Consider the following 13,928-nt stretch of genomic DNA (forward strand, 5'->3'; position numbering starts at 1 on the left):
CGATCAGCGGCGCTGCGCCAGTGAATTGGCGTAGGCGGCGCGGCGCGCCGCGAAGATCTCATCCGGCGGATAACCGATGCCCTCCGCAAGATTCGCCGGATCGAAGCCGGAGGTATCACACGTCTCGTCCGCTTCGATCGCGGTGATCACGATCGTTCCGAGCCGTACGGCTTCCCGGCTGTCCTCATCCGGCCACCGGATCGTGACATCCTGCGTCGGGTCATCGGGACGGCCGAGCAGCGCCATCAGGCTGAACCGGATATCGCGCGTCGCGATCCTTGCTTTGAGATCGTCGTGCAGGACGTCGGCCGAGATCGTCCTGGCCTTGCCCTCGATCGTCGCAAGCTCGCCGCCGACCGGGACGACCTTGAATTTGATGAACTGCGTCTCGCCCTTCGAATTCGTTGCGGGGAAGGCATGGACGGCCCAGTAGGTCGTGCCGGCAAAACTTGGGGGAGGCGGATGCGCGGCGATGTAGTTCGCCTGACGCAGCGTTTCGGGATTGGCGGTGGAGAAGGTCTTGATCTTCTCCAGGTCCGGCCTGCCGTCGCGACCAGGCATGCGCGAGGTGAGGAATGCCAGCATTTGATCGAGCGTCCTCGCATAATGAACCGGAGCGCTCTGTGTGAGGATGTCGGAGCGATGCTCGTCGTTGCCGAGCCTGAAGCTGAAGCCGCGCAGTGTGAGATCCTTGGTCTCGGATTCGCGAGGACCGCCGTCCACCGAAAAGCGCGCCAGCACGCGCGATGGTGTTGTGAAGCTCCGCGACTTCGTGACCTCGTCGGCCCGATCCGAAGGGATGTAGGTCCCGCGGACGCAGCGGCCTTTGGCAAAGCTCGCGCGTGCCTTGGGTGGATTGCCCAGAACGGCTTTCTGAGCCTCGACAATGGAGGCGGGGGTGGCGGTGCCGCTCGGGAACAGGGACATGGCTTGGTCTTGGATTTGCTACCCTCAACCGTTAGCGGCGTGGATGCTTCGCCGCTCCAGAGCGATTGCTGTGCTTGCAGCGCGATTGCTGTCATCTTGCGCGGTCCAAGGCACTGAACGCGGCGTCGGCGGATCGCCGGCGATGGAATATCTCAGCAAAATTAATGGCTTGAGTTAAAAACTTTCCACGGCCCATGATGGATCGGGGCGGGTGCTAAGGCGGCGTGTGCACGGGCAGCAAAGTCCATTGAAAGCACGGCCGGTCGTTCTTCGGAGTGATCCGTCATCCGCTGAGGCGTGGGCAACCTCGGAGGGGGGCAGTGCCAACCGTCCTGCACCAATGAGACGTGCCTCGGACTGCAATCCGAGCCTGAGCGGGCGCCGACGATTGACAGCCAATTATTACATGTCTAAAAATATGCAAATCCATATAATTCATGAGATGCCTGAATGGACACGCATCCGCTCAAGCTCAAGGTCAGATCGTATGCCGCGGAGACGCCGTTCATACGGAGCCTTGTGTTTGGCGTGGAGGACGGCGTCGCGCCAGGATGGCAGGCGGGTGCACACGTCCGCGTAGCGCTCCCGAATGGAGGCGACCGGCCGTACTCGCTGATGGCTTTGCCGGGCCTTCCCGAGGGTACGCTGGCGCTTGGGGTGCTGCGCGAGGAGGTTTCGACCGGCGGCTCGCAGTTCATGCACGCGCTGAAGATCGGCGATGTCGTGAAGGCAACGGCGCCGGTCAACAATTTTCATCTGCATGAGGGAGCGGCGCCCGCGCTGCTGTTCGCCGGCGGCATCGGTGTCACGCCGATCCTGTCGATGGCGGCGAATCTCGCGGCCCGAGGAAGCCCGTATCGCTTGCACTATGCGGGCCGCACGCAAGGCCTGCTCGCGTTCCTGCCGCACCTGCAGGAGATATGCGCCAAGGGGCTATCCATTCACTACGACAGCGACGAGTCCCGTCTGGACATTGCAGCGGCGCTCGGCGATGTCGCCGCAAACGCCCATATCTACGTCTGCGGCCCCGCCGGCATGATCGAAGCGGTGAAGGCGGCTGCGCTCGGCAGGGGCATTCCGGCAGACCGCATCCACTACGAACTCTTCAAGGCCGAGCAATCGTCCTCGCCCGACTTGCCGTTCGAGGTCGAGCTCAAATCGACCGGGCAGGTCGTCAGCGTCGCGGCAGGTCAGACCATCATCCAGGCGCTGGAGGCCGCGGGTCTCGACGTGCTCTACGACTGCCAGCGCGGCGATTGCGGCATCTGCCAGTGCGGCGTGATCGAAGGGGTGCCCGACCATCGCGACGTCATCCTCAGCGACGACGAGAGGGCGTCCAACAAGGTCATGCAGATCTGCGTGTCACGCGCGAAGTCGGAACGTCTGGTGCTGGATCTCTAGGGGAGGCGAGGGACGTCATGGCGAAATACGGACAGAATGCCGGCGCGATCGCGGCGCTGGTGCGCGAGGCCGAGGTGCACCGCGACGTCTATGTCGACGCCGAGATCTTCGAGCTCGAGATGGAGCACCTGTTCCCGAACAGCTGGATCTATGTCGGGCACGCGAGCCAGTTGGGAAAGCCCGGCGATTTCATCACCGCCAATATCGGCCGTCAGCCGGTGCTGGCGAGCCGCCACACCGACGGCTCCATCCACGTCTTCTACAACCGCTGTCCGCACAAGGGTGTGAAGATCGCCTCCGAGCCCTGCGGCAACACCGGAAAGTTCTTCCGCTGCCCCTATCACGCCTGGTCGTTCAAGACCGACGGCTCGCTGCTCGCGATCCCCCTGAAGAAGGGCTACGAGGGCACCGGCTTTGGCGACACGCAAGCGAATGAGGGGCTGTCGAAGGTCAGGAACGTCGTGATCTATCGCGACTTCATCTTCGCCCGCCTGAGCGACGACGGCGTGTCCTTCGAGGATTATTTCGGCGAGAGCCTCTCGACCATCGACAACATGGTCGACCGCTCGCCGGAGGGGAAGCTCGCAGTCCAGGCGACGCCGATCCGCTACATGCACACCTGCAATTGGAAGATGCTGGTCGAGAACCAGACCGACACCTGCCATCCGATGGTGGCGCATGAGAGCTCGGCCGGCACCGCGGTCAAGGTCTGGAAGCGCGAGCAGGGCTCCTCCACGGAGACACCGATGGCGGTGCAGCTCTACGGTCCCTTCATGAGCCCGTACGAGTTCTACGAGCAGAGCGGCATCAGGATCTGGCCGAACGGCCATGGCCATACCGGCGTCGCCAACTCCATCCATTCCAACTATTCGGACATCGAAGGCTATGTCGGCCAGATGGTCGCGGCCTATGGCGAGGAGCGGGCGCACGAGATCCTCGGCGAGGTCAGGCACAACACCGTGTATTTCCCGAACATCATGGTCAAGGGCGCCGTGCAGATCCTGCGCAATTTCATCCCGATTGCGGTCGACAAGACGCTGGTCGAAAGCTGGGTCTATCGCCTGGTCGGCGCGCCGGACAAGCTCTACGAGCGGGCGCTGATGTACAACCGCTTCATCAACGCGCCGACCTCGATCGTCGGGCACGACGATCTCGAAATGTACGAGCGGGCGCAGGAAGGGCTGAAGTCCAACGGCAATCAATGGGTCAATCTGCGGCGGCTCTACGAGAGCGATGAAGAGCAGGGCGTCACGGTCGTGATCAACGGCACGTCCGAGCGGCAGATGCGAAACCAGTTCCACGCCTGGGCGAAATTCATGACCATGGACATGGACAAGCGTGTCGAGGCCGCGGAATGATCGACGAGAAGGCCATCACCGACTTCATCTATCTGGAAGCCGAGTTGCTCGACACGATGCAGTGGCAGGCCTGGCTTGATCTGTTTCACCCGGAGGGTCGCTACTGGATGCCGCTCGAATGGCAGCAGCAGGATCCGGTGCTCCAGCCCTCGTTGATGTACGAGGATCTGCTGCTCCTGAAGGTGCGCGTCGAGCGGCTGGCCGGCGAGCGGACCTTCAGCCAGAAGCCGAAGAGCCGTTGCCATCATCTTCTCCAGGCACCGCGGATCGTGGCGTGCGACCCGGCTGCAGGCGTCTACAAGGCGCGAACGTCCTATATCTATACCGAGACCCGCGGTGATCTGCTGGAGCGCTATTCGGGATGGGCGTCGCACGAATTCGTAGAGGTCGGCGATGCCCTGAAGATCAAGCTCAAGCGGGTCGATCTCGTCAATTTCGACGCGCCGTTCGGCAACATCCAGCTTTTCATGTGAGTACGCCTTGACCGCTGCGACCACAGTCTACGCCCGCTTTCGCGAGACCGCCCTTCGCCGGGAGGAGGCAGGCTTCCTCAATGTGCTGCCGGAGACCGCCGATATCTATGGCATCGCGGCAGGCGAGATTTCCTACCGGGCCATGCTCGATCGGGTCGAGCGCTGGCGCTCGGCCTTTGCAAGCCGTGGCTATGGCGAGGGCCACAGGGTCGGGCTGCTGCTCCAGAACCGGCCGGTGTTCGTCGAGCTGTGGTTCGCGTTCAACGGGCTCGGCGTCTCCGTGGTGCCGATCAATCCCGATTTGCGGCTCAGCGAGCTCGAATACATCATTGCGCATTCCGAGATGAATGCGGCGTTCGTCCTCGCCGAGCGGCGCGACGAGGTCGAGACCGCGGCGCGCCAGGCCGGCCGGCCGATCCCGGTCGTGACTGATCAGGACGACGTTCCCGTACCCTTCGGAGCTGCGCGGCCTTCGACCGCTGGAAACGAGGCGAGCGAATGCGCGCTGCTTTACACGTCTGGAACCACGGGACAGCCCAAGGGCTGCGTGCTCACCAACACATATTTCCTGCATTCCGGAAACTGGTATCGCGATGTCGGCGAGCTGATCGATCTCAAGCCCGACTGTGAGCGCATGATCACGCCGCTGCCGCTGTTTCACATGAATGCGATGGCGGTGTCGCTGATGGCGATGCTGTCGGTCGGCGGCAGCCTCACCATGCTCGATCGCTTCCATCCGCGCACCTGGTGGGCGTCCGTCCGTGACAGCCGCGCGACCTGTCTGCACTATCTCGGCGTGATGCCCTCGATGCTGATGAGTGCGCCGCAATCGGAGCAGGATCGCGCGCACACCGTACGCTTCGGCTTCGGCGCCGGCGTCGACAAGCTCCTGCATGCGCCGTTCGAGGAGCGCTTCGGCTTTCCGCTGCTGGAGGCCTGGGCGATGACCGAGACGGGAAGCGGCGGCGTCATCGCCGCCAATGTCGAGCCGCGCAAGATCGGCACGAGCTGTTTCGGACGCCCGGCCCCCGAGGTCGACATTCGTATCGTCGACGAGAGCGGCAACGACGCGCCGGTCGGGACGCCGGGCGAGCTCCTGGTGCGGCGCGCAGGCGCGGACCCGCGTTACGGTTTCTTCCGTGAGTACCTGAAGAACGAGCCCGCCACCGCCGAGGCGTGGGCCGGCGGGTGGCTGCACACCGGCGATATCGTGTCGCGCGATGCGGACGGCGACCTCCATTTCGTCGACCGCAAGAAGAACGTGATCCGCCGTTCCGGCGAGAACATTGCCGCAGTCGAGGTCGAGTCCGTCCTCAACCGCCATCCTGCGATCCGGCAGGCCGCGGTCGCCGCGACGCCCGATCAGGTGCGCGGCGACGAGGTTGCGGCGGTCATCATCGCCGAGGAGGCCGGTGCCGACCGCGCGCTCGCCGACGAGATCGTGCGCTGGAGCCTGGAGCAGATGGCCTATTACAAGGCGCCGGGCTGGATCTGTTTCGTCGACAGCCTGCCGCTGACTGCGACGGAGAAGATCCAGCGCGGCGGCCTGAAGGACTTCGTCGCCAGGCTAATGTCTGACGGTGCGTTCTTTGACCTTCGCGACCTCAAGCGGCGGCAGGTTTGATCATGAGCAAGATCCGCACCACACTCATCACCGGCGGCAATTCGGGGATCGGCGAGGCGCTGGCGAAGAAGCTTGTCGAGAGCGGGCAGCGCGTGGTCTCGGTCGGGCTGGAGAAGCCGGACTGGACGCATGATCTGCTCGCGGCCTATCGCGCTGATCTCGCCGATATTGAGGAGACACGCGCGATCGCGCAGGAGATCTGCCGCGATCACGCCGTCGATCGCCTCGTGCACAATGCCGGCGTGATCCTGCCGAACCTGCTGCCCGATGCGAAGCCGGAAGACATTTTGATGCTGGCGCAGCTGCACCTGGGCGCGCCGATGCTGCTGACCCAGGCGGCGCTGGAGGGGATGCGTGCGCGCCGCTTCGGCCGCATCGTGTTCGTCAGCTCGCGGGCCGCGATGGGCGCTGCGACGCGGTCGGCCTATTCCGCGACCAAGGCCGGCGTGCATGGCATGGCGCGGACCTGGGCGCTGGAGCTCGCCGCGAGCGGTATCACCGTGAATGTCGTCGCACCAGGGCCGATCCTGACCGACAATTTCTGGGGCATCATTCCCAAGGGCTCCGAGCAGCAGGAGCGGATGGCGCGCAACGTGCCGGTCGGGCGGCTCGGCTCGCGCGAGGATGTCGCGCACGCGATCAGTTTCTTCCTCGACGAGCGCTCGGACTTCGTTACCGGCCAGGTGCTCTATGTCTGCGGCGGCACCAGCCTGGTCGGCCTTGGGCCGTAGAGCATGATCCAGACCCGAAGGGCCGCGTTAGCGCAAAGTGTGAAGCGGTTTTCCGAAAAGATCATGCTCCAAACAAACAGAGTCAGATCTGGTTCTGGCGGATATTCTCGACCATCTTGGCCAGCACGCGCGCGCAGACCTCGATGTCGTCGGGCTCGATGCCTTCGATCAGCTTGTCGTAGTTGCTCGCCATGATCGGCCAGATCTTGCGCAGCAGCGCCTCGCCGTCCGGCGTCAGACCCACGACGCGGCGGCGCTGGTCTTCCTCCGCGATCTCGCGCTTGACGAGGCCCGATGACACCATGGACTCGACCATGCGGCTCGCGGTGGATTGCTCGGTCACCGCGAGAACGGCGACCTCGTTGACGGTGAGGGTCTTGTAGATGAACAGGACCGACAGCGTCCGGAACACGACATTGTTGATGCCGTGGTCGCTCAGGTCGCGGTTCTGATCGAGATTCCAGCGATTGGCGAGCCGGTTGAACAGATACGGGATGTAGGTTTGCAGCTGGTCCCTCGTCCTCGGCGGACCCGACTTCCATCTGCTCTTGGATTCTCTGGCCATTATCTCTTGCGACTTTGCTTCTTGCTCTCGGTATGAAGTTTTGAAGAAAGGGATTTCAGTACGGACAGCGCACCGTCCAGCTCCCGGGCCGAAACATTCTCGAGCCGTTTGCCGAGATGCTTCTTGTGAACATCGGCTGCTCTCCTGAACAGCGCCTCGCCCTTCGGCGTCAGGCGCACGATGAAGGACCGCCGGTCCTCGCTCGACATTTCCCTGCTGATGAGGTCGTCCGCGAGAAGGCGCTGCACCAGCCCCGAGACATTGCCGCCGGTGACTTTCAGATTTTGCGACAGCTGCCCGAGCGCGAGGCCATCCCGGTAGCGATCGAGCTGGGCCAGCACGTCGAATTTTGCGAGCGACAGGCCGAACTCGGAGTTCAGCATCGAATTCAGGGACGCGAACAGCTCGCCATGCAGCGACAGCAATTGGAGCCAGAGCCGGGTTTCGATCTGCCCAGGGACGGGAACAATGTTCTCTTTGAGTGCTGCCGGCATTGCATGACCATCGAGTACAAGGTGTCTCGTCGATTGGAGGGATTATCGCGGGTCTTTCGCTCCGATTAACAATTTGAGAATCGTAGTCAAGTCGCCTGATCCTGACGTCTTGTGGGTCGAACGGCAATCCACTCCCGCGTCGCCCTCCGATGGAATCATGCAAAAGTCTTGATGGTCTGGATCACGCCGTCGAGCTCCTTGCCGGCGCTGTCCTTCAGCGCGGCCTCCCGCAGGCGGCGCGCCCAATCGGCGGCATCCTCGCGTCGTTCGACCAGCTTGATCGCCGCCAGTGTCCTGTCGAATTTCGACAGCCCGCGGCTGTGGGTATCGGAATAGCCCTTCACGAGGCGTCGGCATTGCAGGATCTCGACACCGAGCTGGTAGTTGGCGGCGACCGCGTCGGTTGCGGCCTTGAGCCATCCGTCCCGATGCGCGGTCTCGACGGCGTGACGCAGCGAGCGGCGTCGCAGGCCGCGTAGCCCGGCCACGACGTAGAGCGTCAGGAACCAGGGCAGCGAGTAGGTCCGCACCCGGCGTCCCCGGTTGACGCGGCGATCGAGCCAGCCGAGGAGGCGCGGCCGCGCGCCGAGCCAGCGGCTGAAGCCCGCGGGCAGCACGCCCATGACCTCCTCCATGCGCGGATGCATGAACTCGGTGGTCTGGAGCACCTGTCCCTCGGACATCTCGAGCTCGCTCTCGATGCGCGCGCGGCGACCGGCGCGTGTCTTCAGGTCGGCCACGCGGATGACGTCGTCATAGGTCATGGCGTTGGCGAGATACTTCGCCGCCACCTCCGTGAAGGCATAGGCGCGCGCACCACCGCCGGCGCTTCTGTCGGCCGTGTGCAGCGTCCTGAGAATGTCGAGATACTCGGCGCCATAGGCGACGTCCTGGAAGTCGACGACCTTCCTGAGGCCCGCGCGGGCCATGGTGAGCGCAGGCTCGGGCAGCTCCTGCTTCAATCTGGCGATGAGCCGGGCAAGATCTGGATCGGGCATTGCGGGAGAGGGGACGTGATCGGCCTGTTTGGCTTGCGCAGGCGCAGCGGCGTCGGCAGGACCGGTCTTGACCCGGTCAAACGCGGCCTCAAACGTCTCCACGCTAGCCTTGGCGCCTTTCCCACCTGCGCGGATCACATCGAGATAGCTATCGCGGCTGAACGGCAGCACACCGGCCGCCGCGAGCGCACCGAACATCGCGGCCGAGATGACGCTGCCATGCGCGATCGCCAGCGCGTTCAGATCGAAGATGATCTCGGTCTTGGCGGCAACCCCGATGGCGCCGGTGACGGCGCCGCCGTCGGCGATGCCGTTGCCCGGTGCGATCTTCTCGCCGATCGCAAACGACCGGTGGTTCGACGCGATCAACGTGGTGCGATCCGGCGTCACGAGGCCGCGCAGGATCGATCGGCCGGCCTCCATGAACTCCGCCGCCATCACCACGTCGACGTCGCCGGGCGTCGGCATCAACGACAGGATCGGCTTGCGGCCGTCGAGCGGCGGCATCGTCTCGATATAGTAGATCGTGGCGCCGGTGCGCTGGGCGACGCCGGGCACCGAGGTCGATTGCGCGACCCAGCCATGGTTCTCGGCCAGCTGAACGATCCAGTCGGTCAGCACGCCGCCACCCTGGCCACCCATCGCGACGATCGCGATGGAGATCGGCCGCTCGGTTGCCTCGCCGCCGGCGGGGAGGGCCAGCCGGACCGTCTCGTCTCTCATGCCAACGCCTCGAGCGCCGGACGCCGGCGATCACGCCGCCGTTGCAACCAGCCGATCACGGCCATCGCTATCTTGGATTTGAACCTGTCCCAGCCGGTCGGATTGTGAATGACGTCCGCGCGATAGAACGAGGGACAGAGCACGGCGGCCTCGGAGACCTCGCCGCAATTGCCGCAGCCGACGCAGGAATTGTCGATCGCCGCAACGGGGTCGTCGCGCAAGGGGTCGTCCAGCTGCTTCACCGACAGCGACGGGCAGCCCGAGAGCCGAATGCACGCATGGTCGCCGGTGCACACGTCCTCATCGACGCCGAAGCGTTCCTTGACGATGCGCACTCCGTCCTTGATCGCCTTGTTCATCTGCGGCTTCACGCGGCGCTGCTTGTTCAGCATGCATTCGGAGGACGCGACGATGACCTTGGGGCCTTCCTCCTTGGTCGTCAGCGCTTCCTTCAGCGTGTCACGCATCTTGCCGACATCATAGGTGCGGTCGAGCTGACGCACCCACTGGCCGCCGATGCCCTTCACGGCCTTGACGATCGAATTGTTGGTGTCGCGCCGCTTGTTGGTCGCGCGCGAGGAAAGGATGTCCTGACCGCCGGTCGCCGAGGTGTAGTAATTGTCGACGATGACGAAAACGCCGTCGTGCTTGTTGAACACGGCATTGCCGATGCCGCTGGTCAGTCCGTTGTGCCAGAAGCCGCCGTCGCCCATCACCGCGATCGAGCGTTTGTCGGCCTTGACGTTGAAGGCCGAGGTCGAGGCCGGGCCAAGGCCGAAGCCCATGGTGGTCGCGCCGATATTGAAGGGCGGCAGGATCGAGAACAGATGGCAGCCGATGTCGGCCGAGACATGATGCTGGCCGAGCTCCTCCTCGACGAGCTTCATGGCGGCGAAGATCGGCCGCTCCGGGCAGCCGGTGCAGAGCCCGGGCGGGCGCGCCGGCACGACCTGCTTCAGCTTCTCGACTGCGGGGTGATTGAGCACGGGAACGGCGTCCGGCGCCGGCGGCCGGTTGCCGAGCAGCCGCGGCTCGGTCTTCTCCAGGAAGTCCCTGACGCCGCCGAGCAGAACCTGCGCGGTGTAGTCGCCGCCCATCGGCAGCACGTCCTTGCCATGGATGCGCGCCTGGATGTCCCTGCGGCGCAGCACGGTGTTGATCGCCTGCTCCAGATATTCCGGCTGGCCTTCCTCGACGATCAGGACGGCGTCCTTGTCGACGCAGAACTCCGCGACCTCGGTGTCGATCACGGGGTAGGTGACGTTCATGACGTAGAGCGGGACCTGCGTGTTGCCGTAGGCATCCGACAGCCCGAGATATTGAAGCGCGCGGATCACGTTGTTGTACATGCCGCCCTGCATGATGATGCCGACCTTGCCCTGCTTCGGCCCCATCCATTCATTCAGCTTGTTGTCCCGGATGAAGCCGATCGCGGCGGGCATCCGCGTCTTGATCTTCTCCTGCTCGTGCTCATAGGCCGCCGGCGGCAGCACGATGCGGTTGACGTCGCGCCTGGGGTTGTTGAGCGCATCCTTAATGGTGTGCGCCGGCTTGACGTTGTCCTTGCAGGCGAAGCTGCCGTGCATGTGGCAGGCGCGGACGCGAACCTCGAGCATCACGGGCGTGTTCGAGAATTCCGAGAGCTCAAAGCCCTTCTCGATCAGATTGACGATGCATTCATGATCGGGGCGCGGGTCCAGCAGCCACATCTGCGATTTCATCGCGAAGGCGTGGGTCCGCTCCTGCATGATGGAGGAGCCTTCGCCGTAGTCCTCGCCGACGATGATCATGGTGCCGCCGGTGACGCCGCCCGAGGCGAGATTGGCGAGCGCGTCGGAGGCGACGTTGGTGCCGACCGTCGACTTCCACGCGACCGCGCCGCGCAGGGGATACATCACCGAGGCCGACAGCATCGCCGCCGCGGCCGCTTCGTTGGCGGAGCTCTGGAACACGACGCCGAGATCGTCGAGCACGTCCTTGGCGTCGGCGAGCACGTCCATCAGGTGCGAGATCGGTGAGCCCTGGTAGCCGCCGACATAGGCGACGCCGGATTGCAGCAGCGCCTTGGTGATGGCGAGGATGCCTTCGCCGCGGAACGTATCGCCATCGCCGAGCCGGAGATCCTCGACTTCGCGAGCAAAAGACCGTTCAGCCATTGCACCCTCCAGAAATATGCGATAGCATACGTTTACATGTGAAGTAAGTCAACGCCGCGCCATGCTATCACGCTTGCGGACCTCTGCTCCGGCAAGGCGATCATGAGCCAGCGACAGGGTAGGGCCAATGCTGAAGCTGCCTCGCTTTAGAGCTGCCGCCGTCCAGGCTTCACCTGTCTATCTCAACCCGGGCGCGACGGCCGACAAGGCGGCTTCACTGGTCCGTGAAGCCGCAGCCAATGGCGCGAAGCTCGTCGCGTTCCCCGAAGTGTTCGTTCCCGGCTATCCCTACTGGAACTGGATCACCGATCCCGTCACCGGCAGCGCATGGTTCGAGAAGCTCGCCAAGGCATCGGTGCTGGTGCCGGGTCCGGAGGTCGATGTCGTCAGGAAAGCCGCGCGCGATACCGGATGCCACGTCGTGCTCGGCGTGAACGAGCGCAGCCCGGTGTCGCTGGGCGCGATCTACAATACCCTGGTTTTCATCGGGCCGGACGGCGCGGTGCTTGGCAAGCACCGCAAGCTGGTGCCGACCTGGGCGGAGAAACTGACCTGGACCGGCGGTGACGGATCGAGCCTGCGCGTCTATGATACCGAGATCGGGCGTCTCGGCGGGCTCGCCTGCGGCGAGAACACCAACACGCTCGCGCGCTTTGCGCTGTTGGGTCAGGGTGAGCTCGTGCATGTCGCCAGCTACATCTCGCTTCCGGTCGCGCCCCCCGACTACGACATGGCGGAGGCGATCAAGTTGCGCGCGATCGCCCATTCCTTTGAGGGCAAGATTTTTACGATCGTCTCCTGCTCGACCGTGTCGGAGGAGATCATCACGGCGATGGAAACGGTCGTCCCCGACGCGCGTGCGCGCCTGCAGCGGAAGTCGAGCGCGTTCTCCGGAATTATCGGACCTGACGGCCGCGTGGTCGGCGATCCCCTGATCGACGACGAAGGCATCGTGTACGCCGACATCGATCTCGACCGCTGCATCCAGCCGAAGCAGATGCATGACATCGTCGGGCACTACAACCGGTTCGATATATTCGATTTGCGGGTCAACCGTCGCCCTCTGGCGCCGCTGGACCTCGCGGACAGTGAGGTCGATGCCGCGGGGCAGGGCGGCTTCACGCCGATCCCGCTGAGATCGGAATAATGGGGGACACGCTGACTTGAAGCATGCTGCTAATATATCCACACCGTCGTGGCCGGGCTTGTCCCGGCCATCCACGACCTTTCGTGCGGCACAAAGAACGTGGATGCCCGGGACAAGCCCGGGCATGACGAGCTTGGTCACCATGTTCTAGCTGAAGCTACAAATCAGGACTTGGAGGATAGGATGCGCGAGAACGTCGTCGGCCGGGCCAATGTCGAAGATACCCCCGAGCTCAAGGCCTATTACAAGGACCTCGAAAAGTACGAAGCCGGCGCGCTGTGGACGGTCGCCAACAAGATCGAGCCGTGGGCGCCGCAATCGGCGTCCGTTCCCGTGCTCTGGCGCTACAACGATCTGCGCGAGCATGTGCTGCGCTCGGTCGAGCTGGTCTCGCCGGAGAAGGCGGGGCGGCGGGTGATCTACCTCAACAATCCCGGCCGCCGCGATGTGTCGGCCGCGGTCGGCTGGCTCTATTCGGGATTGCAGGTGATGCATCCCGGCGAAGTCGCAACCGCGCACGCGCACTCGGCTTCAGCCCTGCGCTTCATCATGGAAGGGGCGGGTGCCTACACCATCGTCGATGGGCACAAGATGACGCTGGGGGCGCGGGATTTCGTGCTCACGCCGAACGGCACCTGGCACGAGCATGGCGTCGAAGGCAACGGCTCGGTGTGCATCTGGCAGGACGGCCTGGACATCCCGCTGGTCAACGCGCTGGAGGCGAATTTTTTCGCGGTCCATCCCAAGGTGCAGCAGGAAGACTCCGGCTATCCCGTGGACGACATGACCAAGACCTGGGGCAATCCCGGGCTTCGGCCGGCGGATTCGAAATGGTCGAAGGGCTATTCCCCGATGTTCAAATACGAGTGGGAGCCGACCTACGAGTCCTTGCGCAAATACGCCGCCGCGACCGACGGTTCGCCCTATGACGGCATTCTCATGAACTACGTCAATCCGATCTCCGGCGGACACGTGATGCAGACGATCGGCGCGAGCATGCAGCTGCTGCGGCCGGGCGAGAAGACCAAATCGCACCGGCACACCGGCAGCTTCATCTACCAGGTCGCCAAGGGGCGCGGTTATTCGATCATCGCCGGCAAGCGCTTCGAGTGGCAGGAGCGGGACATTTTCTGCGTTCCCTCCTGGGCCTGGCATGAGCACGGCAATGCCTCGGGCAGCGAGGACGCCTGCCTGTTCTGCTTCAACGATCTGCCCGTCATCGAGAGTCTCGGCTTCTACCGGGAAGAGGCCTATGGCGACAACGCCGGCCATCAGCCGGTTGCCGCCTGACGTCCCCCGCAGAATTCAACCGAAAGAGCCGGATAAAGCTT

At 64.0% G+C, this 13,928-nt stretch carries 12 protein-coding genes; 7 read left to right on the forward strand and 5 right to left on the reverse strand.

Annotation, left to right across the window (positions count from 1 at the left end):
- Positions 1-3 precede the first annotated feature (3 nt).
- Positions 4-927: a catalase gene (locus tag ACKWRH_RS16100; RefSeq protein ID WP_445221365.1), complete on the reverse strand. Its 924-nt coding sequence runs from the start codon at positions 925-927 to the stop codon at positions 4-6.
- A gap of 450 nt (positions 928-1,377) precedes the next feature.
- On the opposite strand from ACKWRH_RS16100, the gene ACKWRH_RS16105 reads away from it, so the two are divergent.
- Genes ACKWRH_RS16105 through ACKWRH_RS16125 form a run of 5 tightly spaced genes read left to right on the forward strand, consistent with a single transcriptional unit; the run spans position 1,378 to position 6,514 of the window.
- Entirely contained in the window at positions 1,378-2,328 is a 951-nt protein-coding gene (locus ACKWRH_RS16105) for a PDR/VanB family oxidoreductase (protein ID WP_445221366.1), read from the forward strand.
- 17 nt (positions 2,329-2,345) lie between these two features.
- A complete protein-coding gene (locus ACKWRH_RS16110; protein WP_445221367.1) occupies positions 2,346-3,686 on the forward strand; it encodes a Rieske 2Fe-2S domain-containing protein in 1,341 nt (446 codons plus the stop codon).
- Positions 3,683-4,159, forward strand: coding sequence for an aromatic-ring-hydroxylating dioxygenase subunit beta (locus ACKWRH_RS16115; RefSeq protein WP_014496307.1), 477 nt, complete (start codon positions 3,683-3,685; stop codon positions 4,157-4,159). The genes ACKWRH_RS16110 and ACKWRH_RS16115 overlap by 4 nt, the downstream gene beginning before the upstream one ends.
- A 7-nt stretch (positions 4,160-4,166) precedes the next feature.
- Complete coding sequence (locus ACKWRH_RS16120) at positions 4,167-5,783, forward strand: ATP-dependent acyl-CoA ligase (RefSeq protein ID WP_445221368.1); 1,617 nt, start codon at positions 4,167-4,169, stop codon at positions 5,781-5,783.
- Between the two features lie 2 nt (positions 5,784-5,785).
- Positions 5,786-6,514: an SDR family NAD(P)-dependent oxidoreductase gene (locus ACKWRH_RS16125; protein ID WP_445221369.1), complete on the forward strand. Its 729-nt coding sequence runs from the start codon at positions 5,786-5,788 to the stop codon at positions 6,512-6,514.
- A gap of 82 nt (positions 6,515-6,596) precedes the next feature.
- On the opposite strand, the gene ACKWRH_RS16130 is transcribed toward ACKWRH_RS16125, so the two are convergent.
- The 4 genes from ACKWRH_RS16130 to ACKWRH_RS16145 form a co-directional block, all read right to left on the reverse strand.
- Positions 6,597-7,079, reverse strand: a complete 483-nt coding sequence (locus ACKWRH_RS16130; RefSeq protein ID WP_063984247.1) for a MarR family winged helix-turn-helix transcriptional regulator — start codon at positions 7,077-7,079, stop codon at positions 6,597-6,599.
- Complete coding sequence (locus tag ACKWRH_RS16135; RefSeq protein WP_445221370.1) at positions 7,079-7,573, reverse strand: MarR family winged helix-turn-helix transcriptional regulator; 495 nt, start codon at positions 7,571-7,573, stop codon at positions 7,079-7,081. The genes ACKWRH_RS16130 and ACKWRH_RS16135 overlap by 1 nt, the downstream gene beginning before the upstream one ends.
- A 155-nt stretch (positions 7,574-7,728) precedes the next feature.
- Positions 7,729-9,294: an indolepyruvate oxidoreductase subunit beta family protein gene (locus tag ACKWRH_RS16140; protein WP_445221371.1), complete on the reverse strand. Its 1,566-nt coding sequence runs from the start codon at positions 9,292-9,294 to the stop codon at positions 7,729-7,731.
- The gene (locus tag ACKWRH_RS16145; protein WP_445221372.1) at positions 9,291-11,450 is read right to left on the reverse strand and encodes a thiamine pyrophosphate-dependent enzyme; all 2,160 of its coding nucleotides are present in this window, start codon (positions 11,448-11,450) and stop codon (positions 9,291-9,293) included. The genes ACKWRH_RS16140 and ACKWRH_RS16145 overlap by 4 nt, the downstream gene beginning before the upstream one ends.
- A 127-nt stretch (positions 11,451-11,577) precedes the next feature.
- On the opposite strand from ACKWRH_RS16145, the gene ACKWRH_RS16150 reads away from it, so the two are divergent.
- Together ACKWRH_RS16150 and ACKWRH_RS16155 are read left to right on the forward strand one after the other, a co-directional pair.
- Positions 11,578-12,597: a carbon-nitrogen hydrolase family protein gene (locus ACKWRH_RS16150; protein ID WP_445221373.1), complete on the forward strand. Its 1,020-nt coding sequence runs from the start codon at positions 11,578-11,580 to the stop codon at positions 12,595-12,597.
- Positions 12,598-12,780: 183 nt separating this feature from the next.
- On the forward strand, positions 12,781-13,887 hold the full coding sequence (locus tag ACKWRH_RS16155; RefSeq protein WP_038955778.1) for a cupin domain-containing protein: 1,107 nt from the start codon (positions 12,781-12,783) through the stop codon (positions 13,885-13,887).
- Positions 13,888-13,928: the final 41 nt, after the last annotated feature.

The organism is Bradyrhizobium sp. Pa8 (assembly GCF_052588265.1).